Genomic DNA, 22,326 nt, shown 5'->3' on the forward strand with positions numbered 1-22,326 from the left:
CTTGTTCGTCAGGTGAGAAGCGGCATGATTGTTCTCCATCCTTCAAGAAGGAGGAAATTATTGATTCGGATGCTTTTGCCCTTCTTTTCCCTGGCGATGCTGGGGGCGTCGGCGCAGGGCGCGCCAGTCGACCGGGCAGGGCAATGGTGGTCCCATGTCGAGACTTTGGCGAGTGACGCCAATGAGGGACGGGCGACCGGATCGCGCGGATTTGAACGGGCGGCTTCCTACGTCATCGAACAGTTCCGCGCATTGGGGCTGAAGTCTGCGGGTAGTGACGGTTATCGCCAGCCCATCAGCTTTGTCGAACAGACGATCCTTGCCGATGGAAGCAGCGCCGTTTTGGTGGGGGCTTCGGGGGAAAGGGCGCTCACCATTCCGGGCGACTTGATCCTTTCCGGCGGGGGTGGGCCGGTGCCGGCGATGTTGGACGCGCCGCTGGTTTTCGCGGGTTATGGGCTGCACCTGCCGGAAGCGGGGCATGACGATTTTGCGGGACTGGAGGTCAAAGGGAAGATCGTCGTGGTCATTTCCGGCGGTCCGGCGACGATTTCAGGGGCGCTCAAATCCCATGCCCGGTCGGAGCGGACCAACTGGCTGGCGCGGCAGGGGGCGGTGGGGCTCATCACATTGGTGACGCCCAAGCAGGTGGAAATACCCTGGGCGCGGCGGATCGCACTGTCGGCGCAGCCTGCGCTCTATTTCAAGGATGCCGCTCTGCGGGACAGCGCGACGCCGTTCCTCAGCGCGCAGTTGGACCCGGCAAAGTCGGCCCTGCTGTTTGAGGGAACGGGGCATGACTTCGCTGACCTGGCGAAGGCGGCGGACAGCTCTGCGGCCGTGCCGCGCTTTGCGCTGGCGCAGCGGTTGAAGGTGAGAGCGGCCGCGCGGCGGGCCGACCTGACTGGCTTCAACATCCTTGCTGTCATGCCGGGTTCGGACAGGCGCTTGCGGCAGGAATATGTCGTGCTGTCCGCTCATCTGGACGGCTATGGCGTGGGTACGCCGATGAAGGGGGACGCGATATACAATGGCGCGTTCGACAATGCGTCGGGGGTTGCAAGCCTCATCGAAATCGCGCGGAGCCTGCAGGCGGGCAAGGTCAAGCCGCGCCGTTCCATATTGTTCGCGGTCGTGACGGGGGAGGAGAGGGGGCTGCTGGGGTCGGAATATTTCACCGAGCGGCCTACGGTGCCGCGCGGGGCGATGGTGGCCGATCTGAACTTCGACATGGCGCTGCCGATCTTCCCGCTGACCAGCGTGACGCCGATCGGCTATGACCAGAGCAGCCTGGGCAAGCAGGCGGCGGCGGTAAGCGCGCAGATGCAGTTGCCGATCACCCCCGACCCCTTTCCGGATCGCAATGTCTTCATCCGGTCGGACCAGTATAGCTTCATTCGGGCGGGGATTCCGGCGCTCTTCTTCAAATATGGCTTCAAGGCCGGCACGCCTGAAGCGGAGGTGGAGAAGGGCTGGCGGGCGAATATCTATCATTCGCCGTTCGATGACACCAAGCAGCTGGTAATGCCGGGCGAGTCGGTGAAGTTGAACGATTATGTGACCGCCGTGACGCTGAAGGTCGCGAATGCCAAGAAGCGGCCGGAGTGGAACAAGGACAGTTTCTTCCGGCGCTTTGCGCGGTAGAAGCAGGCTTATCCCATGCCGTCATGCTGAAACAAGTTCAGCATGACGGGCCGCGAAAGGCTCAGGCGAGGTCCACTTCCTTCAGCGGCACGGAGGGATCAGCGAGTTGCGCCTGATCGAGCAACGCGCCGGAGACCACATGAGCGCGGCCTTGGACATAGTCCTTGACGGCATTGACGCAGTCGAGCGCGATCAGCTTGCCGGCCTTCAGATACAGCACCGAGAAGCTGCGCGTGGCCGGATCGCCGCGCAGGATGGTGTGGTCGTGGCCGGTCGACAGGCCGACCGTCTGGAGCTTAAGGTCATATTGGTTCGACCAGAACCAGGGCACCGCGTCATAGGCTTCTTCCTTGCCCAGGATGTGCTGGACAGCGGTTTTTGCCTGATCATTGGCGTTCTGGACCGATTCAAGACGGATTTGTGCGCCGCGGGCGAAGCGGTTGGCATGCGCCGCGCAATCGCCAACCGCGTAGATGTCGGGCAGGCTGGTGCGGCAATATTCATCGACGTCGACGCCATTGCCTCCGGCCGCGCCCGCCGCGATCAGCGGGCCGGTTTCGGGAATGATGCCGATGCCGACGATCACCATGTCGGTTTCGATCCGCTCCCCGTCTTGCATCAGCACGGCGGTCGCCTTGCCGTCCGTTACCTCGATGCAGTCCATCTTCGCGCCGGTGCGCAGATCGACGCCATGGGCGCGATGCTCCGCCTCATAGAAGCGCGACAGTTCCTCGCCAGCGACGCGGGCGAGGACGCGGTCGAGCGCTTCGAGCAGAACGACCTTCTTGCCGAATTTGCTGAGCACGGCGGCTGCTTCCAGGCCGATATAGCCGCCGCCGATGACGGTGACATGGTTGATCTGGTCGAGCTTCGCCATCATCGCATCAACATCGTCGCGGCGGCGGACGGCGTGGACATTTTCCGCATCCGCGCCGTTGCAGGTCAGCATGCGCGGGCTACCGCCGGTGCACCAGATGAGCTTGCCATAGCCGATCTGCTGATCGCCCGTCGTGACGGTCTTGGCGACCGGATCCACGGCCTTGACGCGGTGGCCGAGCAGCATGTCGACCTTGCGATCGTCCCAGAAGCTGGCGGGACGGATCAGGATGCGGTCGAAGCTCTTGTCGCCTGCGAAATATTCTTTGGACAGCGGCGGCCGCTCATAAGGCGGGTCCTTTTCGTCGCCGATCATGGCGACGGTGCCCTCGAAGCCCAGCTGACGCAGCGAAATGGCAGCCTGCGCACCTGCGTGCCCGGCGCCGACGATCAGAACGTCATAATGGCTCATCAGCCAGCAATCCCCTCAATCCAAGTTGCAGCCGTCATTGGCGCGCTTTCCGGGGGCTGACAAGAGGCATGGCCGATATTCGCGGGGCCGGAGAGGACATTATTTATCGCACGGTTGCGTCCCCCATGGCGTTGCCGTCCCGCCCTGTGGCATAGGCGGCCACCGGAGTCGGGGGTGACCTTCCTTATGGCTGACAAAGACGTGGCGACGAGTGGCGGAAGCCATGGTGAGCATGGTCCGTTACCCGCGCTGGCGCTTGGCGCGCTAGGCGTGGTGTTCGGCGATATCGGTACTTCGCCCCTTTATGCGCTGAAGGAAAGCTTCGTAGGCCACCACCCGCTGGCCGTCGATCCCGTCCATATCTATGGCGTATTGTCGCTGATTTTCTGGACCATGATGCTGGTCGTCACGGTCAAATATGTGTTCATCGTCATGCGCGCTGACAATCATGGCGAAGGCGGCAGCATGGCCTTGCTCGCGCTGATCGGCCGCAGGATGGGCGAGACGCGCTGGACACCGACGATCGCCGTGCTGGGCGTTCTGGCGACGGCGCTTTTCTATGGCGACGCGATCATCACGCCAGCCATCTCCGTGCTTTCGGCGGTGGAAGGGCTGACGGTGGTGCAGGAAGGGCTGACGCCCATGGTGCTGCCGATCGCCATCGTGATCCTGATTGCGCTATTCGTGATTCAGAGCTTCGGCACCGCCAAGGTGGGGGCGCTGTTTGGTCCGGTGATGGCGGTCTATTTTCTGGTGCTGGCGATATTGGGCGTCACCAATATTCTGCGCCATCCCGAGATCGTCTCGATCGTCAATCCCTGGTGGGCGCTGCATTTCTTTCAGATCAATCCGAAGCTCGCCTTTCTGGCGCTGGGCTCAGTCGTGCTGGCGGTGACCGGGGCGGAGGCGCTCTACGCCGATATGGGGCATTTCGGACGCAAGGCGATCAGCATCGCCTGGCTCTACGCCGCGCTGCCGTGCCTGATGCTGAACTATCTGGGGCAGGGAGCTTTGCTGCTCGACCATCCGGAGGCGGCACAGAACCCCTTCTTCCTGCTGGCGCCGGAATGGGCGCGGTTGCCGCTGGTGATCCTGGCGACGCTGGCGACCGTGATCGCGAGCCAGGCGGTGATTTCAGGTGCTTTTTCCGTCACGCGCCAGGCTGTGCAACTGGGTTTCCTGCCGCGCCTGCGCATCCTGCATACCAGCGCATCGGCGGCGGGACAGATTTATGTTCCGCTGGTCAATTGGGCGCTGCTGGTGCTGGTCATCATGCTGGTGCTGGGCTTTGGCAGTTCCAGCAGCCTGGCGGCCGCTTACGGCATCGCCGTCACCGGCACCATGGTCATCACCACCTGCATGATGGCGGTGCTGACGTTCAGCGTTTGGCGCTGGAACCGGGTGCTGGCCAGTGTCGTGATCGGACTGTTCCTGGTTGTCGATGGCGCCTATTTCCTGTCCAACGCCACCAAGATTCCGGACGGCGGCTGGTTCCCGCTCCTGGTGGCGGCCATTTCGTTCCTGGTGCTGACAACCTGGGCGACGGGTCGTCGGATCATGCGCAACTATCTGCGCGAAGACGCTATGGACCTGGAGCTGTTCATCAAGTCGGCCGGGGCGTCGCTGAAGCGGGTGCCGGGAACGGCGATTTTTCTTTCGTCAACGACGGAAGGCGTGCCGCCTGCGCTGCTTCATAATGTGAAGCACAACCGCATCCTGCATGAACGCAACATCATCCTGACCGTGCGCACCGAAGATGTGCCGCACCTGCCCTTTGAAGGGCGAACGAGCGCAGAGGATCATGGAGCGGGATTCTACCGGCTCATCCTGCGGCACGGCTTCATGGAAAATGTCGATGTGCCGGCGGCGATGAAGGCGGTGCGCGATTGCGGCGGGCCGATCGGCGTGGCCGACACCAGCTATTTCCTCAGCCGTGAGACGCTGGTGCCGTCATCGAGACCCGGCATGGCGATCTGGCGCGAGCGGCTGTTCGCGTGGATGGTGCGCAATGCGGAAAGCCCGATGGCCTTCTTCAAGCTGCCTACCAACCGCGTCGTCGAGTTGGGTTCGCAACTGGAAATCTGAACTGCCCGGGTGAGGCAGTCAGACGATATGAGGAGGGGCTGGTCGATGTTTCGGCTGATCAAGAAGATAGTGTTGTGGGGCCTGCTCGCCCTGGCGGCCTGGGTTGCGATCTCCGTCGCGATGAACTGGGACATGATCCAGCGCGTCTTCCTGGGCGGCAAGCACGACCATGAAACTGTTCCGCCGCCGATGCCCGCGCAGATCAAGCGTCCTGCGGTGCTGATCTTTTCCAAGACCAACGCTTTCCGGCATGAAGAGGCAATTCCGGCCGCGAACAGCCTATTCGCCCGTTTTGCGCGGGACAATGGCTGGGGCTCTTTCCAGACAGAAAATGGCGCGGTTTTCCGCCCTGACATATTGTCGCGGTTCGATGCCATACTGTTCAATAATGTGAGCGGCGACGTCTTCACGCCTGAACAGCAGGCCGCGTTCAAAGCCTTCGTCGAAAAGGGCGGCGGGCTTCTTGCCATTCATGCCAGCGGGGACAGCTCTCACAAGGGCTGGGCCTGGTATGCCAATGACGTGATCGGAACGAATTTCATCGGCCATCCGATGTCGCCGCAGTTTCAGAAGGCGCGGGTGATCGTCGAGGACCGCACCCATCCCGCAACGCGCGCCTTGCCGCCCATCTGGACGCGAACGGATGAGTGGTATTCCTTTGATAAGCCGCCGCGCAAGCCAGGCTACCACATCCTCGCGACGCTGGACGAAGGCAGCTACAATCCTGAAGTCATGTTCGGCAAATATATCCGCATGGGCAAGGATCACCCCATCGCCTGGTGGCATTGCGTCGGGAAGGGGCGGGTCCTCTACTCCGCGCTCGGCCACACTGCTGAATCCTATGCGGAACCGGCTCATCAGCAGATGCTGCTGGGCGGGTTGAGGTGGACCCTTCGGCTGGAGGGGAGCGGCTGCGATGCTGCGCCAGGGGAGGGCGGAGCCGAGTGAGCGCCGGGAGGTGCTGCTGCTGAATTGTGGAACTGCCTCTCAATTCAACGCTTTAAGCAAAAAGCCCCGCCTCACTAAAAGGAAGGCTGGGGCAAGTTGGGTCGCACTGCAGGTGTAACCTGCGAAGGCATAAGCGCTTTCGTGGTGGTAAGTTGCAACCCTACGCCTTCTGCGCATCATCCTTACGAATTAGGGTTATGTCTAAGGTTAGTGAGCGAAAAGCCCCGCGCTGGCCTGCAACGCGGGGCTTCCCCGGGGCCTTCGCCCTTGGCGCATGTGAATTAACCATGATGTGGTCTTGGTCCACCTTGCAGCGGTAGTAATCCCGAATAGATCCTGCGGGTAGCTGGCGCGGTCGGCATGAAAATCGCAGAAAAATACGCGCTTGCCGGGATAAGTGCGCAAGGCGAAAACAGTCCCGCGACATGCGTGAGCGATCATCTAGTCGCTGATATCCGAGGAAGATTTGGTAGCGGAGGAGGGACTTGAACCCCCGACACGCGGATTATGATTCCGCTGCTCTAACCAGCTGAGCTACTCCGCCCCAAGGGCTGCGCCGGGCTGCTCGGCCCTGCGGTGAGGCGGCGCTATAAGCAGCAGGATCGGTGGGGTCAACGGGGTTTGAGGCCCTCGCGCAAATTCTCTCCACATCGCGCAAGCGCAAAAAATATCGGGAGCCTCACGGGCGCTTACGTTTTTGCGCTTGCAATCGTGCAATCGCGTTGCACTAATGTTGCAATGCACAACCGGGGGTGCCCCCGAGGGAGGATCGACGCTTTGCCCTTCCATGAAATGTTTGAGCCCGATGGTTCGATACGCCCCTGCTATGCTGAAGTGCAGAGTTGGGTGGAACGGACGGGAATTGCCGGGCTCAACCGTCGATTGGAAGAGGCGGAGGCGATATTCCGGAGGATCGGGATCACCTTCGCGGTCTATGGCGAGGGCGGCGACCCGGAGCGGCTGATCCCGTTCGACCTGCTGCCTCGCATCTTCACCGCGCAGGAATGGCGGGTGCTGGATCGCGGCATCCGCCAGCGGGCGCGGGCGCTGAACGCTTTCCTGCACGACGTCTATCATCGCGGCGAAATCGTGAAGGCTGGCATCATGCCGGCCGACATCATCTATCAGAACAGCGCCTATCTCGCGGAAATGGCGGATTTCACGCCACCCGGCAAAGTTTACAGCCATATCGTCGGCATCGACATAGTGCGGACGGGGCCGGCGCGGTTCGAGGTGCTGGAGGATAATTGCCGCACCCCTTCGGGCGTGTCCTACATGCTGGAAAATCGGGAGATCATGACGCGCATGTTCCCCGAACTATTTGGGCAGGGGCTGGTGGCGCCAGTCGATGATTATCCGGCCGAGCTGCTGAAGAGCCTGAAGGAGGTCGCGCCGCCCGCCTGCAAGGGTGATCCGGAGGTCGTGCTGCTGACGCCAGGATCGCTCAACAGCGCTTATTATGAGCATAGCTTCCTAGCCGACCTGATGGGCATCGAACTGGTGGAGCCTGCCGACCTGTTCGTCGATGAGGACCGCGTCTGGATGAAAACGACGCTGGGACCCAAGCAGGTGGACGTCATCTACCGCCGGATTGACGATGAATATATCGACCCGTTGGTTTTCCGGCCTGACAGCCTGCTCGGGATTCCTGGCATCTTCAGCGTCTATCGCAACGGCGGGGTGACGCTGGCTTCTGCGCCTGGCGCGGGGATCGCGGATGACAAGGCGGTCTATATCTACGTGCCGGAAATGATCCGCTTTTACCTGGGCGAGCAGCCGATCCTGGACAATATCCAGACATGGCAGTGCGGCAAGCCCGACGAATGCACCTACGTGCTGGAGCATCTGCACGAACTGGTGGCGAAGGAGGTGCATGGATCGGGCGGCTACGGCATGTTGATCGGACCCAAATCGACCAAGGACGAGATCGCGGCCTATGCCGAGCGCATCCGCGCCAATCCGTCCGAGTTCATCGCCCAGCCTACGCTGGACCTGTCGACCGTCCCGACGCTGGGGCCAGCGGCGGTGGTGGGGCGACATGCGGATTTCCGGCCTTATTGCCTGGTGGGAAAACAGCTTCGGTTGGTGCCGGGCGGGCTGACGCGCGTTGCGCTGACCGAAGGATCGCTGGTGGTGAATTCCAGCCAGGGGGGTGGGGTGAAGGATACATGGGTGTTGCAGGATTGATGACGAGCATGATCAAGATGCACCCAGCTCTGTTCGTGCTGAGCCTGTCGAGGCACGCGTGCGAAGATAGCGCCGCGCGCGCCCTTCGACAGGCTCAGGGCGAACGGGAAACAGCGAAGGCGGCTGATCGATGCTGAGCCGTACCGCCGAAAACCTCTTCTGGATGGCGCGATATATGGAACGCGCGGAGGCGACCGCGCGGTTGCTGACCATGGGGCAGCGTATGGCGATCCTGCCAGGGGCGCATCACCGCGACGAGTGGCGGTCAGTCGTGCGGGCCACGGGGAATGGCAGCCATGTCTTCCCCCAAGGGGTGCAGGTGACGGAAAGCGATGCCGTTTCCTACCTGATGCTGGACCTCGACAATCCCAGTTCCATCCGGTCATGCCTGCTGAAGGCGCGCGCCAATGCGAAGTCCGCCCGCACCATGCTGACGCAGGATATGTGGGAGGCGCTGAACGAAGGATGGCGCAAGCTCGACAGCTATGATGTGGGAGAGGCGCGTCAGCAGCTTCCCGCGCTGATTGATTGGGTCAAGACGCGGGTCATGACCTTTCGTGGCGCGGCGCATTCGGGGCAGTTGCGCAATGAGGGGCATGATTTCCTGCGCGTAGGATCTGCGCTGGAGCGGGCGCAGATGACGCTGCGGCTGCTGGACGTCAAATATTATGTGCTGTTGCCCGAAACCGAGGTGATCGGCGGGAACCGCGACCATTATCAGTGGACGTCGGTGCTCTATGCGCTGTCCGGCGCGCGCGCCTATCATCATGTTTATGGCGGCACCTATACGCCTTGGCAGATCACCGATTTTCTGATGCTGAACCGCCTGTTCCCTCGCAGCGTCGCCTATTGCTACGATCAACTCGCCTATCGGCTCAATCGCCTGGCGGGCTGGCACAACAGCCGTGGCACCTGCCACGACACGGTGCGGCAGATGGTGGCCGATCTGGAGCAGTCGGACAGTGGCGAGATTTTCCGCGTGGGGCTGCATGAAACGGTGCTGAGCGGGCTGCAGATGACCAACAGGCTGGGCGCGGAAATCGCCCAGACCTACCATTTCGGATGAAGGAGGCGGGGCGCTCGTGAAATTGCTCGTCCGCCATCAGACGATCTACCGTTATGCGGCGTCGGCTGGACGAGTGGCGATGCGGCTGAAGCTGATGCCGACGGACACGCGCGCACAAAAGGTGCTGGAATGGCAGGTGAGCGTGAACGGCGAGCCAGTGGAAGGCTTTCGCCGCAACAGCTTTGGCGAGATGGAGGCGGTATGGGTCCGGCACGACCGGCTGGATGACGCCGTGATCGTTGCGGAAGGGCTGACGGAAACCTGCGATACCAATGGCGTGCTGGGGCAGATGAAGGGCGCCGTGCCGTCAATCTATTTCCTGCGCGAGACACGACTGACCCGAGCGTCGGACGCGATCCGCGCAATGGCGCTGTCGCTGCCTGAAGACAGAGGCGTGCTGGCGCGGCTTCATGCGCTGTCGGCGGCGGTCAGTGACGCCGTCGCCTACCGCAGCGGGGTCACGAACTCCGGCACCACGGCGGCGGATGCGTTCGCGCTGGGGGCGGGCGTCTGTCAGGACCATGCGCAGATCTTTATCGCGGGCGCGCGCTCGCTTGGCATCCCCGCCCGTTACGTCACTGGCTATCTGCTGGCGGAGGGTGGTGTCGCGCTGCATGAAACCCATGCCTGGGTCGAAGCATTGGTGCCGAATCTGGGATGGGTCGGTTTCGATCCTTCCAACCGGGTGTGCGTGACGGAGCGTTATCTGCGGCTTGCCTCCGGGCTCGACGCCAATGCGGCGGCGCCGATCCGGGGATCGGTGAGGGTGACGGGCGATATCTGGATTGACGCGGACGTCCGGATCGCGCAGGCGGAGGAAGGGGTGGAAGAAAGGCAGCTGCAACGGCAGCAGCAACAAAGCCTTCAACCAGCCATCCCGCAGGGTTGAACGAATATAGGAGCCCCTTGGGCGATGACCTATTGTGTGGCGGTGCGCGTTGATCGGGGACTGGTCATGCTGTCCGACACTCGCACCAATGCGGGCATGGACAATATCGCCCGCTTCCGGAAAAGCTTTACCTACAGCGTGCCGGGCGAACGCGCGCTCGTCCTATTGTGTTCGGGTAACCTGTCGATCACCCAAGGCGTCAAGACGATGCTGGGTAAGGCGATCAAGGAGTCGCAGTTTGATCCCGATGTAGAGAGCATCTTGAATTGCCCGACGATGCATCGTGTCGCTCAACTGGTTGGCGATGCCATGTCCGCGATGCAGCATCATTATCGCAGCACGATCGAGATGCAGGGTTCAGGCGCTGACGCGTCGATCCTAGTCGCGGGTCAGCGGCGCGGGGGTAAGCCGCGTCTCTATTTGATCTACTCAGCTGGCAATTTCATCGAGGCGACCGAGGACACCCCCTTCTTTCAGATTGGTGAGCATAAATATGGCAAGCCGATACTGGACCGGATCATCAAGCGTGAGACAACGCTGGAGGATGCGACCAAGGCGGTGATGGTGTCGATGGACTCGACGCTGCGGTCGAACCTGTCGGTGGGCATGCCGCTGGACCTGACGGTGATAGAGCGGGACCAGTTCGACTTCCGCGTCCGCACGCGTATTGAGGCCGATAATGAGGAGTTTCAGCTGCTGTCGCACAGCTGGTCGGCGGCGCTGCGCAAGGGGTTTGAAGACCTGCCCAACGTCATGGATTGACGCGTTCGGGGAGGCGCAACTTCCCGCGCCCCAAGCAAATCCATGCCATTGCGAGGCTTGCTTGCCCGGCCGTGCTGCCTATGTCATCCCCGCAAACGAATCTAAGAACTGGGGAATCCGATGACTGCCACCCATTCCACTCGCATGCTGATCCTGGGGTCGGGCCCCGCCGGGCTGTCCGCCGCCATCTATGGCGCGCGTGCGGGTCTGGCGCCGATCGTGGTGCAGGGCATGCAGCCGGGCGGGCAGCTGACCATCACCACCGACGTCGAGAATTATCCGGGCTTTCGCGATGTGATCCAAGGCCCCTGGCTGATGGAGCAGATGCAGGCGCAGGCCGAGCATGTCGGCGCGAAGATGATGTATGATCAGATCATCGATGTGGATCTGTCCGACCGGCCGTTCCGGCTGAAGGGCGACAGCGGCACCGTCTATTATGCCGACAGTCTGGTGATCGCGACCGGCGCGCAGGCCAAGTGGCTCGGTGCAGAGGGCGAGCAGCTGTTGCAGGGCAAGGGCGTGTCGGCCTGCGCCACCTGCGACGGATTTTTCTATCGTGGCAAGAAGGTGGTGGTGATCGGCGGCGGCAACACCGCGGTCGAGGAGGCGCTGTACCTCACCAACCATAGCCATGACGTAACGCTCATCCATCGCCGCGATTCGCTGCGGGCGGAAAAAATCCTGCAGCAGCGCCTTTTCGCGCATCCGAACATCAAGGTGCTGTGGAACCAGAAGATCGAGCGGTTCGTCGGTGGCGGTAATCCGGAGGGGCTGGTCGGCGTGGACCTGATCGATACCGTAACGGGCAAGGCGTCCCATATTGAGACAGATGGCGCGTTCGTGGCGATCGGGCATCAGCCCGCCACCGAGCTGTTCGTCGACAAGCTGCCGATGGACGAGGGCTATCTGCTGGTGGAACCGGGCACGACCCGGACTGCCATTCCGGGCGTCTTTGCTGCTGGTGACGTCAGCGACAAGGTTTATCGTCAGGCGGTGACCGCGGCCGGCATGGGCTGCATGGCGGCGCTGGATGTCGAGAAGTTCCTGGCTGAGGCCGACTTTGAGGCGATGGCGGCGGAGTAATAGCCGCGCGGTTTCCGGCATCCGTTCGCTACAAGCGAAGCTTCTCGGCTTCACTTGTAGCGAACGGAGGTCGGAGGCAGAGCGATTGGGCCGTTCGCCCTGAGCTCGTCGAAGGGCTTGTCTTTACATTTCAGGACAAAAGAGCGGCTTCGGGAGGTTCAGCCTGAACAGGTGAACCGGGCTCGGTCAGCCCGCCACTTTCGCTTCGGCGAAAGTGATCAGCGTTCCGAAGGTCTCGAACGTTTCGCCGTCAATATCATCATCCTCGATCAAGATGCCGAGGCGGTCTTCCATCTCGGTGAGAAGGGTGGCGACGGCCATTGAGTCCAGTTCAGGGAGTGCGCCAAAGAGGGGGGTGTCGGCGTCGAAGGCATCGACCCGATCCTGTGACAATCCCAGCACGTCGCGCAGCAAATCGCGCACCGCGCCTGTTACATCGCTTGTCCGGTCGACCGGCATAGAGGTTTCCGCCCGCATGATGGGGGGCTTACCTAATCGTTCCGCCTCTAGCCCACAAGGGCGGAAATGGCGGTTTTCGCGGCGGGGAGCCAGGTGGACGCGAATCGCGGATTGAAGAAGTCGAGCCGATAGAGAGTTTGGCGCTGCTCCATCCATTCGGCCTTATAGGCATTGTCGCCGGTGCCATAATCGATGAACTGGACGCCATCGACATCGATCGCATGAGCGAACATGGCATAGCTGAGCAGCGTGCCCGGCGAAGCGCCGTCAAAGGCGCGATCGTGGGACAGTTTGTGGATCAGCGCCACGCCATTTTCCACGGTCCATAGCTGTGTCGCCACAGGTTGCCCGTTCAGCCGCGCAAATCCGAGGCGCAGCGTACCGGCCGCAGCTTCGCGTTCTGCCAAGGCGCGCAGGAAGGAAAGGCCGGGCTCGGGCTGTTTCCAACTGCTTGCATGGACCGCGACATAATCGTTCCAGAGAGCGTCAGTGATTTCGTGGCGGATATCGGTGGTGAAGCGGTTGACGCGCGTCTTTCGCTGCACTTGGTTGCGCAGGCGGCTGGGCCGGTCGGCCCAATAGGCGACGAAATCGCGGCCGTTGAGCGCAAGCAGATGTCGTCCGCCCATTGGCCGACGCACGCCGAACCAGCCGCTTCGCCGGAAAGCATCAAGCAGCATGTCGGCATTTTCCGCGACGGGATAGAGATCGATATGACGGCCCGTCTTGAACAATTCGGCGGCAAGCACCTCTGCCAGCCTGCGCTGGGTGGGCGCGTCCGGATTGCCCAAATAGACCGGTGACCAGGCGAAACTATACCAGTTGGCGAGCGCGCTCTGTCGCTCTGGCGCAGGCGAAAGCAGGAACAGCCACGCTTCCACCTGATCCTCGATCGCCTGAAGGATGCGGACAGGCGATCGGGCGAAGCAATGGCCATGGAGCGATTCGAACCAGTCGATGCGATCGAACAGAGACGGGGTCGAGGTGCGATCCATCCGGCCGGCAAGCGCGAGGCTGGCATCGGCGAGCGTGCTATATTCCCTTGTGACCAGCAAATCATTATCTCCCCGGCACTGTCCTCTGCCTTAGGTGAAAAGTCTGGAAATGGAGTTAAGCAGCGCCGCCCTGATCGATGGCGAGGAAGTCCGGCCGATCGACCATCTGCTGCTGCGGGGAGATGCTGCGCGTCCCTCGCTGGATGGGCGGTCGGGCTCCCAAAATTATGCGGAGTTGGAGCGGACGCTCGGCCGGTTGGCTGGCTGGCTCGCAGGGTTCGGGCTGGAAAAAGGCGCGCGAGTCGCGAGTTGGATCGCGAAGGGACCGGTCGCTGCGCTGATGCCGCTTGCGGCGCCACGTGCCGGATTGGTGCATGTTCCGGTCAACCCTCTGCTGAAGCACGCGCAGGTCGCGCATATTCTGGCGGACAGCGGCGCACAGCTGCTGATCGCAACGGCCAGCCGCCTGGATACGCTGTCGCCTGCGGACGTGCCAGAGGATTGCCGCTTGCTGCGGGAGGATGATGCGGCCTGCGCCATGAGCGGCGGGGATCCGCTGCCCCCTTCGAACGCGGGACCGCATGATCTGGCGGCGATACTCTACACGAGTGGATCGACCGGGCGGCCCAAGGGCGTGATGCTGAGCCATGCCAATCTGTGGCTAGGGGCCGCATCGGTCGCCGATTATCTGGGGCTGGATTGGCAAGACAGAACCTTGTGCGTGCTGCCCTTCAGTTTCGATTATGGGCAGAATCAGCTGTTTTCGACCTGGTATGCGGGCGGATGCGTCTATCCGCTCGATTATCTGACGGCGCGTGACGTCATGAAGTCGGTCGATCGACGGGACATAACCACATTGGCCGGTGTGCCGCCGCTTTGGGTTCAACTGACGGAGCTGGATTGGCAGCCGGAGGTCGCGGGCAAGCTGAGGCGTCTGACCAACAGCGGCGGGGCCCTGACGCGGCCACTGGTGGCGAAGCTGCGCAGTCTGTTTCCCAAGGCGGACCTTTACCCGATGTATGGGCTGACCGAAGCGTTCCGATCGACCTATTTGCCGCCAGCTTTGGTCGATAGTCATCCCGACTCGATGGGTTCGGCGATACCGCATGCCGAGATATTGGTCGTGCGGCCGGACGGTAGCCTGACCGATGATGAGGAAAGCGGCGAACTGGTGCATTGCGGGCCGTTGGTGGCGCAGGGCTATTGGCGCGATCCGCAGCGAACGGCCGAACGGTTTCGGCCTGCGCCTGCAGTTTCTCGCTATGGTGGCCTGGCCGTGTGGTCGGGCGATAGCGTGCGGCGGGATGCGGAAGGCTTGCTCTATTTCGTGGGACGCGATGACGCGATGATCAAATCATCGGGTAATCGCATCAGCCCGACCGAGATCGAGGAAGCAGCGGTCGCTGTGCCTGGGGTCGCCGAAGCGGTTGCGCTGGGGATCAAGGATGAGAGGCTGGGGCAGGCAGTGCTATTGCTGATCCGGTCGGACGATGCCCAGGCGGAGGCGGAGGTCGAAGCCCGACTGAAGGTCGAACTGCCCAATTTCATGCAGCCGCGCACGATCATCAGGCTTGCGGACTTCCCGCGCACGCCCAATGGCAAGATTGATCGTGTGGCGCTGGCCAAGGAATATGACCGATGAAGCCGATGGGACCTGTTCCGCCCTTTTTCGAAGGCGAAGACGGCATGCTGCTGGTGGGCGGATGCGGTGCGGCCAGCTTGGTGGACGAAGCGGGGGATACGCCGCTGTTCGTTTATGACATGGGCGTCATCGAGACGCAGGTGCGGGCGCTGCGTGACGCCATGCCTTCGGAACTTTCTATTCACTATGCGGTGAAAGCCAATCCTTATCCGGCCCTGCTGGACCGGATGGCGCGGCTGGTCGACGGGTTCGATGTGGCGTCGGGCGGTGAGCTGGCCCGTGCGCTGGAAGCAGGCATGGACGCGGCGCATATAAGCTTCGCCGGGCCGGGGAAGCGCGACGATGAACTGATCGCCGCCATTGATGCTGGGGTCACGGTGAACCTGGAGTCGGAAGGTGAGGCACGGCGCGCGCTCGGTCTGGCGGAGAAGCGCGGACGGCGGCCCCGGCTCGCGGTGCGGGTCAATCCGGATTTCGACCTGAAGGGGTCGGGCATGCGCATGGGCGGCGGAGCCAAGCCGTTCGGCGTGGATGCAGACCGGGCGGCAGGGTTGGCGCGTATGTTGATCGATGCCGGGGCGGACTGGCGCGGCTGGCATATCTTTGCCGGATCGCAGGCGCTGGATGCCGAAGCGCTGATCGACACGCAAGCCGCGACTGTCGGCCTTGCGGCGCGGCTGTCAAACGAGGTCGGTGTCACGCCGCCGCTGGTCAATCTGGGCGGAGGCTTCGGCATCCCCTATTTTCCGGGCGACCAGCGGCTCGATATCGCGCCGATCGGCGAGGCGCTTAGGCAGGTGCTGCATGCGAAGCCCGACATATTGGCGGGTAGCGAGTTCGCGATGGAACTTGGCCGGTGGCTGGTTGGCGAGGCGGGCGTCTATCTGACCCGCGTCGTCGATGTGAAGCAAAGCCAGGGCGAGACCTTTGTCGTCGTCGATGGCGGGCTGCACCACCAATTGGCGGCGAGCGGCAATTTCGGCACGGTGGTGCGCCGCAACTATCCGATGGCCGTCGCCAATCGTTATGGGCAGGCCGCGGCCGAGGAGGCGGTAACCGTGGTTGGATGCCTCTGCACACCGATCGACAAGCTGGGGGACAAGGTGGCGCTGCCCAAAGTCGTTGAAGGCGACCTGATCGCTATCTTCGTTGCGGGCGCCTATGGCGCGTCGGCCAGCCCGTCCGGATTTTTGGGTCATCCACCTGCTCTGGAACTATTACTTGGCTGATATGCCAATAGTTTGAAGCCTAACCGTATCTTTACCCTTTGAAGGCAAGAAGAAGCCCAAAGCCCCTCGCTTTGCGGCCGCTTCACCTCTCTGGCGGCTGCGCAGCCGTGCGGCCTTGTCATGAGGTGAAGATATGCGTTTCCTGTCGGTTTCCCGGGCTCTGATCGGCGCATCGCTGCCCGCCTTGGCTCTGTCGGGTTGCGCAGCTGGCGGCGGCGGTCAGCAATTGCCGCCCGCTTCCTTTGTGTCGCAGCAGGAAGGACCGGGCGAGGAATATGTGATCGGCCCGCTAGACGACTTGACGGTGTTCGTGTGGCGCAACCCGGAACTGGGCGCGAAGGTGCAGGTGCGGCCCGACGGGCGCATCACCACGCCGCTGATCGCGGACATGCCGGCGGTGGGCAAGACGCCCAAACAGCTGGCCGACGACATGAAGGTCGCGCTCAGCAAATATATCGAAAATCCGCTGGTGTCGGTGATCGTCAACAATTTCTCCGGCACGTTCAGCCAGCAGGTGCGGATCGTGGGCGCGACGGAAAAGCCGGCGTCCATCCCCTATCGCGCCAACATGACTTTGCTCGATGCGATGATCTCCGTCGGCGGGCTTAGCGAATATGCGGCGGGTAACCGGGCGCGGCTGGTCCGCTTCAACCGGGAAACCGGCAAGCAGCAGGAATATCAGGTGCGCATCGGCGACCTGCTGAAGCGTGGAGACAGCAAGGCCAATGTCATGCTGTCGCCCGGCGACGTCATCATCATCCCGGAAAGCATGTTCTGATATGGCCGGTCTTTACGATGAACTGCTGATCGTCCTGCACGGCATATGGACGCGGCGATGGCTGGCGCTGGGCGTCGCCTGGGGCGTGTGCATGCTGGGCTGGCTCGGCATCGCGCTGGTGCCCAACAGCTATGAAAGCAAGGCGCGGGTTTATGTGAACACGCAGTCGCTGTTGCAGGATAAGGTGGGGATCACGCAGGTCCAGTCGCAGCAGGATCTGGACCGGGTGCGTCAGACGCTGGCGAGCACCGCCAATCTGGAGCGCGTCGTCAAGGAGACCGACCTCAATCAGACGGTCAGCGGGCCGCGTGACATGGCCGCGAAGATTACCGCGCTGCGCGAGGGCATCACCGTCATGGCGCAGGCCGATCCCAGCATGATCGACATCAGCGCGAAGTCGGCGGACTCCAGCCTGTCCGATGGGGCCAATGCGCGCATCGCCCAGCAGGCCGTGCAGAAGCTGATCGAGATTTTCCAGGAAGCCAATCTTTCGTCTGACAGGGTCGAGACGAAGCAGAGCCTGGCTTTCCTGGATCAGCAGATCGCCGCTCGCGGCCAGCAGCTTGCCGCAGCCGAACAGCGCCGCGTCGAGTTCGAGCAGCGCTATGCCGGGATGTTGCCGGGCGCAGGCTCCATCGGCCAGCGGATGGACGCGGCCCGGATGGAGATCAACAATATCGAATCGCAGCTGGTGCAGGCTTCGAGCGCACTGAGCGCCATGAACGGCCAGTTGGCAGGTACGCCGCAGGTGCTGCCGGGTGTTGGCGCTTCGGGCGGCCCTTCTGCGCTGGCGCAGGCTCAGGCGGACCTTGCGGGCATGCGGGCTCGGGGCTGGACCAGTGACCATCCCGACGTGATCGCCGCCCAGCGGCAGGTCGATGCGTTGCGCCGCCAGGGCGGCGGCGGTGGCGGGGCAGGCGGATCGCCCAATCCCGCTTATCTGTCGATCAAGTCGATGCAGGCGGAGCGCGCTGCGACCGTGCAGGCGCTCCAGACCCGCAAGGCGCAGTTGCAGGCGGACCTTAACGCCATGTCATCGCGCCAGACCGACGAGCCGGGCCTCGCCGCCGAGCAGGAAAAGCTCGACCGCGACTATGAGGTGCTGAAGACACAATATGACAAGCTGCTCGCCGATCGCGAGGATGTGCGGCTGCGTGGCGATGTGAAGACCGAGACCGGCTCCGTCCAGTTCCGCGTCATCAATCCGCCAAGCGCGCCCACTGCGCCGAGCGCGCCCAATCGTCCGTTGCTGCTGCTGGCCGTGCTGGTCGTGGGCATCGGCGCGGGGATCGGCACCGCCTTCGCCATGGGACAGCTCAAGGGCAGCTTCCCAACCGCGGCGCGACTGGAGAGGGCTGTCGGCCTGCCCGTCATCGGCTCCATTACCCAGACGGTCAGCGCGGCGCAAAAGCTGGTCGAGAAGCAGCGGCTGAAATGGTTTGCGGGCGCGAGCGGGGGATTGGCCGGGCTCTGCCTGTTGCTGATCCTGGTCGAATTTATCCAGCGCGGCATGGCGTGAGGAGCGGACGATGAACAAGCATAGCTCCCTGTCCAAAGGCTCGCTGATCGAGCGGGCGACCGAGATTTACGATTTCGGAGCGGCGCTCCAGGGGCGGGCGGCTCCTGCCGTGGAGGTTCCCGTTGAGGCTCCCTTGCCCCCGGTGGTGGAGGTTGCGCAGCCAGTCGCCGCCACTCGCGAATTTCGCGCGCCCGACTGGCGTGGTCCGGTGCAGGGCATCGACCGTATCGCGCTGACGGAAGGCGGCTTCCTGCTGCCCGATGGGCCGGTCACGGCGATGAGCGAGGAGTTTCGCCTGCTGAAGCGTGATCTGCTGGCGCAGCTTGGCGACGATCCGCGCGGCAACCGCATCCTGATCTGTTCAGCGCATAGCGGAGAAGGAAAGAGCTTCTGCGCAATCAACCTGGCGCTTAGCCTGGCGGCGGAGAAGGACCGCGAGATATTGCTGGTCGATGCCGACTTCGGTAAACCCGGCATTCCCGAGACGCTGGGCCTTACCAGCGGCCACGGCCTGATGGATGCGCTCGCCGATCCTTCGATCGCTATCGAGAATTGCGTGGTCCGGACCGATATTCCGTCCTTGGCGGTGCTGCCTGCCGGTCAGCGCAGCAACAATGATACCGAATATCTCGCGTCGGCCCGCACCGAAGCATTGCTGAACCGGCTGACCGAGGGGCGTCCCGACAGGGTGATCCTGTTCGATTCGCCGCCGCTGCTTGCCGCTTCGGCCGGTGCGGTGCTGGCGAGCCATGCTGCCGTTGCATTGCTGGTGGTTCGTGCCGACCAGACGAGCGAGAGCGCGCTGCGCGATGCGGCGGGCATGCTGAAGGGCGCGGGTCAGGTGCAGTTGCTGCTGAACGGCGTCAGCTTCTCCGCGAGCGGCCGCCGTTTTGGCAGCTATTATGCGAAGGGGGGCGAGAGCGAATGATGCTCCGCACTTCGCTGATCCTCTTGAGCGTTATGACGCTTGCCGCGTCTCCGGCGGCTGCGCAGGACCGCAAGGTGAATGTCACGCCGTATCTGGGCGTCGATCAGACGGTGATGGTGCCGCTGAAAGGGGGCGGCGACGTTCTGACCTACACCAACGTAACCGCTGGCGTGACGGCAGAGCTGCGCACCCGCCGGGTCGAGGCCGTGGCGGATGTCCAATATAATCACAGCTTCGGCTGGGGCCGTGAGGCGACGGACCAGGACGTCATCAGCGGCATCGTCTCGGGCCGCTATGCCGTAACGCGCGGGCTGTCGTTGAACGCGGGCGGCCTTGCCACGCGGGTTCGCACGGACGGACTGTCTGGGGCGTCGACGCTGAACGACAGCCTTACCAGCCAAGTCTATGCCGCCTACGTCGGGCCGTCCTACGCCACGTCCTTTGGCGATGTGGACGTCACCGCTTCCTATCGCCTCGGCTATGCGCGGGTGGACGAAGACGTCGACGCGGATTTCCCCGGCGCGTCCAATGCGGGCTCCTTCGTGGATTCCGTTTCGCACAGCCTGAGCGGGTCCGTCGGCGTCGCGCCGGGTATATGGTTGCCGCTCGGCATCGTAGTTAGCGCGGGGTATGACCGCGAGGATGCGAGCCAGCTTGATCAGCGGTTCGAAGATGGTTGGGGCCGCATCGACGCAACCCTGCCAGTTTCGCCCACTGTCGCGCTGGCCGGCGGCGTGGGTTATGAGCGGATCAAGATCAGCCAGCGCTCGCCGCTGCTGGACAGCAACGGGCTGCCGGTGGTTCGCAACGGCCGTTATGTGACTGATGGCAGCTCGCCCCGCGCGCTCATCTATGATTTCGATGACATCATCTGGGACGTCGGTGTGCTCTGGCGTCCGAACCGGCGCACCTCGCTGGAAGCGCGGGCGGGCGAGCGCTATGGCGGCATGAGCTATACGGGCAGCTTCGTATGGCAGGGCCGCAACCAATCCTTCGCGCTGGTCGTGTTCGACGGCATTGACAGCTTCGGCCGGATCATCACCTCCAATGTCGCAGCGGTTTCGGGCAGCAGCCTGAATGTCGTGCGAAACCCCTTCACCGGCGATTTTACCGGCTGCGCCTTCTCGCAGACCGGGGGCGGGCAGTGTTTCAATGACGCGCTGTCGGGGATCACTGCCGCCAACTTCCGCTACAGGGGCGTCGCTGCGCAATATGCGGCGCAACGCGGTCCATGGGGGCTGGGCGTGGGCCTTGGCTATTCGCAGCGCAAGTTCGTAACGCCTTCGGGCGAAACGATCCTGGTGCGCGGATCGAAGGATCAGAATTGGTATGGCACGGCGTCGCTCAGCTATGTCATCGACAGCCGGTCGAGCCTGGATAGCGCCATATACGCCAATTATTTCGACGCCAGCGGTGCTCGGCTGGATGTGCTGAACCTCGGCGCGTTCACCAGCTATAACCGCCTCATCAACCGCAATCTGCAGGCATCTGCTTCGCTCGGGCTCGATAGCGCCAAGGCCGACGAACTGGACGCCGTCATCAACGCCATGGGCCAGGTCGGCCTGCGGTACAGCTTTTAATCCCGTCCGGATGGAGACGAGAGATGTACGATCAATTTTATGGATTTGAGGGCCGCCCGTTTCAGCTGACCCCCGATCCGCAATTCTACTTCGAAAGCGCGACGCACAGGAAGGCGCTGTCCTATCTGGGTTATGGGCTGGCGCAGGGCGAAGGTTTCATCGTCATCACTGGCGACATCGGCGCAGGCAAGACGACGCTGGTCGGGCATTTGATGGCCACGATCGATCCGGCGCGGCTGACGGCCGTGAAGATCGTATCGACGCAGGTGGGCGGCGACGACATGCTGCGCCTGACCGCGCAGAGCTTCGGCCTGCCTACTGATGATATGCCCAAGGCGCAGATCCTGCGGCAGATCGAGGCGTTTCTGCATGGTCAGGCTCGCGCTGGCCGCCGATCGCTGCTGATCGTGGACGAAGCGCAGAATCTGTCGGTCTCGGCGATCGAGGAACTGCGGATGCTGTCCAACTTCCAGCTGGGCGGGCAGTCGCTGTTGCAGATCTTCCTGCTGGGGCAGCCGGAATTTCGGGACCTGCTGAAGTCCGCTCAGCTCGAACAGCTGCGGCAGCGCGTCATTGCGACCCACCATCTTGATCCGATGCAGCGGAGCGAGATCGAACCGTATATCCTGCATCGCCTTTCGATTGTGGGGTGGAATGGCGATCCGCAGTTCACCCCTGATGCCTTCGCAGCCATCTATGCCGCGACCGGTGGCGTTCCGCGCCGGGTGAATGTGCTGGCCAGCCGTGTGTTGCTGCTGGGCGCGCTGGATCAGCTGTCGGAGATCGATGCGGACGCGGTTCAGGCGGTGATCGAGGATATGGGCGCCGATAGCGACGCAACGTTGCAGGCCGTGCCGCCGTCCGTTCTGGACCGTGCGGAGGAAACGCCTGCTCCTGCGGCGGCGCAGTCTGCGCCCGCCCGGGAGACATTGCGCGCCGAACTGGACGCCTTGCGAGCGCGCCAGCCGGAGCCTTCGCTCAGCCTGATGGATGAAATCACGGCCTTAAGGGCGGAGGTGGAGTCGCTGCGCATGGAGCAGGCGACGATCACGACGGTTGATCCTGAAGCGCTGAAAGATTGCTTCACGCTGATCGAGGAACGTCTGGCGGCGCTTGAGTTTCGCGTCGGAGAACAGGATACGGCGCTCCGCCGGGTGCTGACGTTGCTGGTCGATTGGGTGGAGCGTGAGCAGCGCATGGGCGATACGCCGCATAGCGCTGCTGCCTGAACAGGCTAGCCGCCG

18 protein-coding genes and 1 tRNA gene are annotated in these 22,326 nt (G+C 62.8%); 15 read left to right on the forward strand and 4 right to left on the reverse strand.

From position 1 onward, the window contains the following. The first annotated feature begins 69 nt into the window (after positions 1-69). Positions 70-1,644 carry a M28 family metallopeptidase gene (locus tag ACZ5Y5_RS03030; protein ID WP_464810455.1) on the forward strand — a complete coding sequence of 525 codons (1,575 nt, stop codon included), beginning with the start codon at positions 70-72 and terminating at the stop codon, positions 1,642-1,644. A 61-nt stretch (positions 1,645-1,705) separates the two neighbouring features. Here the strand turns inward: ACZ5Y5_RS03030 and ACZ5Y5_RS03035 are convergent, their stop codons facing one another. Then, the gene (locus ACZ5Y5_RS03035; RefSeq protein ID WP_464809729.1) at positions 1,706-2,932 is read right to left on the reverse strand and encodes an NAD(P)/FAD-dependent oxidoreductase; all 1,227 of its coding nucleotides are present in this window, start codon (positions 2,930-2,932) and stop codon (positions 1,706-1,708) included. A gap of 186 nt (positions 2,933-3,118) precedes the next feature. Here ACZ5Y5_RS03035 and ACZ5Y5_RS03040 point away from each other — a divergent pair, with 186 nt between their 5' ends. Further along, entirely contained in the window at positions 3,119-5,017 is a 1,899-nt protein-coding gene (locus tag ACZ5Y5_RS03040; RefSeq protein ID WP_464809730.1) for a potassium transporter Kup, read from the forward strand. Between the two features lie 45 nt (positions 5,018-5,062). Further along, complete coding sequence (locus tag ACZ5Y5_RS03045) at positions 5,063-5,965, forward strand: ThuA domain-containing protein (protein ID WP_464809731.1); 903 nt, start codon at positions 5,063-5,065, stop codon at positions 5,963-5,965. A gap of 467 nt (positions 5,966-6,432) precedes the next feature. Here the strand turns inward: ACZ5Y5_RS03045 and ACZ5Y5_RS03050 are convergent. Continuing rightward, a tRNA-Met gene (locus tag ACZ5Y5_RS03050) sits at positions 6,433-6,509 on the reverse strand. 233 nt (positions 6,510-6,742) lie between these two features. On the opposite strand from ACZ5Y5_RS03050, the gene ACZ5Y5_RS03055 reads away from it, so the two are divergent. The 5 genes from ACZ5Y5_RS03055 to trxB all read left to right on the forward strand — a co-directional run bounded on the left by ACZ5Y5_RS03055 (position 6,743) and on the right by trxB (position 11,952). Beyond that, complete coding sequence (locus ACZ5Y5_RS03055; RefSeq protein ID WP_464809732.1) at positions 6,743-8,152, forward strand: circularly permuted type 2 ATP-grasp protein; 1,410 nt, start codon at positions 6,743-6,745, stop codon at positions 8,150-8,152. A gap of 130 nt (positions 8,153-8,282) precedes the next feature. Beyond that, on the forward strand, positions 8,283-9,218 hold the full coding sequence (locus ACZ5Y5_RS03060; RefSeq protein WP_464809733.1) for an alpha-E domain-containing protein: 936 nt from the start codon (positions 8,283-8,285) through the stop codon (positions 9,216-9,218). A gap of 16 nt (positions 9,219-9,234) precedes the next feature. Beyond that, positions 9,235-10,107 carry a transglutaminase family protein gene (locus ACZ5Y5_RS03065; protein ID WP_464809734.1) on the forward strand — a complete coding sequence of 291 codons (873 nt, stop codon included), beginning with the start codon at positions 9,235-9,237 and terminating at the stop codon, positions 10,105-10,107. A gap of 24 nt (positions 10,108-10,131) precedes the next feature. After that, a complete protein-coding gene (locus ACZ5Y5_RS03070) occupies positions 10,132-10,869 on the forward strand; it encodes a proteasome-type protease (RefSeq protein WP_464809735.1) in 738 nt (245 codons plus the stop codon). 120 nt (positions 10,870-10,989) lie between these two features. Then, positions 10,990-11,952, forward strand: a complete 963-nt coding sequence (gene trxB, locus ACZ5Y5_RS03075; protein ID WP_464809736.1) for a thioredoxin-disulfide reductase — start codon at positions 10,990-10,992, stop codon at positions 11,950-11,952. A 186-nt stretch (positions 11,953-12,138) separates the two neighbouring features. On the opposite strand, the gene ACZ5Y5_RS03080 is transcribed toward trxB, so the two are convergent. Both ACZ5Y5_RS03080 and ACZ5Y5_RS03085 read right to left on the reverse strand, forming a co-directional pair. Then, positions 12,139-12,429 (reverse strand): acyl carrier protein, encoded by a 291-nt coding sequence (locus ACZ5Y5_RS03080; RefSeq protein ID WP_464809737.1) that lies wholly within the window; start codon positions 12,427-12,429, stop codon positions 12,139-12,141. 29 nt (positions 12,430-12,458) lie between these two features. Then, positions 12,459-13,466, reverse strand: a complete 1,008-nt coding sequence (locus ACZ5Y5_RS03085; protein ID WP_464809738.1) for a GNAT family N-acetyltransferase — start codon at positions 13,464-13,466, stop codon at positions 12,459-12,461. A 49-nt stretch (positions 13,467-13,515) separates the two neighbouring features. On the opposite strand from ACZ5Y5_RS03085, the gene ACZ5Y5_RS03090 reads away from it, so the two are divergent. From ACZ5Y5_RS03090 to ACZ5Y5_RS03120, 7 genes are all read left to right on the forward strand, one after another. After that, positions 13,516-15,048 (forward strand): acyl-CoA ligase (AMP-forming), exosortase A system-associated, encoded by a 1,533-nt coding sequence (locus ACZ5Y5_RS03090; RefSeq protein ID WP_464809739.1) that lies wholly within the window; start codon positions 13,516-13,518, stop codon positions 15,046-15,048. Continuing rightward, positions 15,045-16,277 carry a pyridoxal-dependent decarboxylase, exosortase A system-associated gene (locus ACZ5Y5_RS03095; protein ID WP_464809740.1) on the forward strand — a complete coding sequence of 411 codons (1,233 nt, stop codon included), beginning with the start codon at positions 15,045-15,047 and terminating at the stop codon, positions 16,275-16,277. Before ACZ5Y5_RS03090 ends, ACZ5Y5_RS03095 begins: the two co-directional genes overlap by 4 nt. Positions 16,278-16,410: 133 nt before the next feature. After that, entirely contained in the window at positions 16,411-17,055 is a 645-nt protein-coding gene (locus ACZ5Y5_RS03100; protein ID WP_066524130.1) for an XrtA/PEP-CTERM system exopolysaccharide export protein, read from the forward strand. 1 nt (position 17,056) lies between these two features. Continuing rightward, positions 17,057-18,574 (forward strand): XrtA system polysaccharide chain length determinant, encoded by a 1,518-nt coding sequence (locus ACZ5Y5_RS03105; protein ID WP_464809741.1) that lies wholly within the window; start codon positions 17,057-17,059, stop codon positions 18,572-18,574. 10 nt (positions 18,575-18,584) lie between these two features. Beyond that, positions 18,585-19,502: a P-loop NTPase gene (locus ACZ5Y5_RS03110; protein ID WP_464809742.1), complete on the forward strand. Its 918-nt coding sequence runs from the start codon at positions 18,585-18,587 to the stop codon at positions 19,500-19,502. Further along, positions 19,499-21,082, forward strand: coding sequence for a hypothetical protein (locus ACZ5Y5_RS03115; protein WP_464809743.1), 1,584 nt, complete (start codon positions 19,499-19,501; stop codon positions 21,080-21,082). The genes ACZ5Y5_RS03110 and ACZ5Y5_RS03115 overlap by 4 nt, the downstream gene beginning before the upstream one ends. A gap of 23 nt (positions 21,083-21,105) precedes the next feature. Further along, a complete protein-coding gene (locus ACZ5Y5_RS03120; RefSeq protein WP_464809744.1) occupies positions 21,106-22,311 on the forward strand; it encodes an XrtA/PEP-CTERM system-associated ATPase in 1,206 nt (401 codons plus the stop codon). The last annotated feature ends 15 nt before the right edge of the window (positions 22,312-22,326 follow it).

The sequence above is a fragment of the Sphingobium sp. TomTYG65 genome, assembly GCF_055395525.1.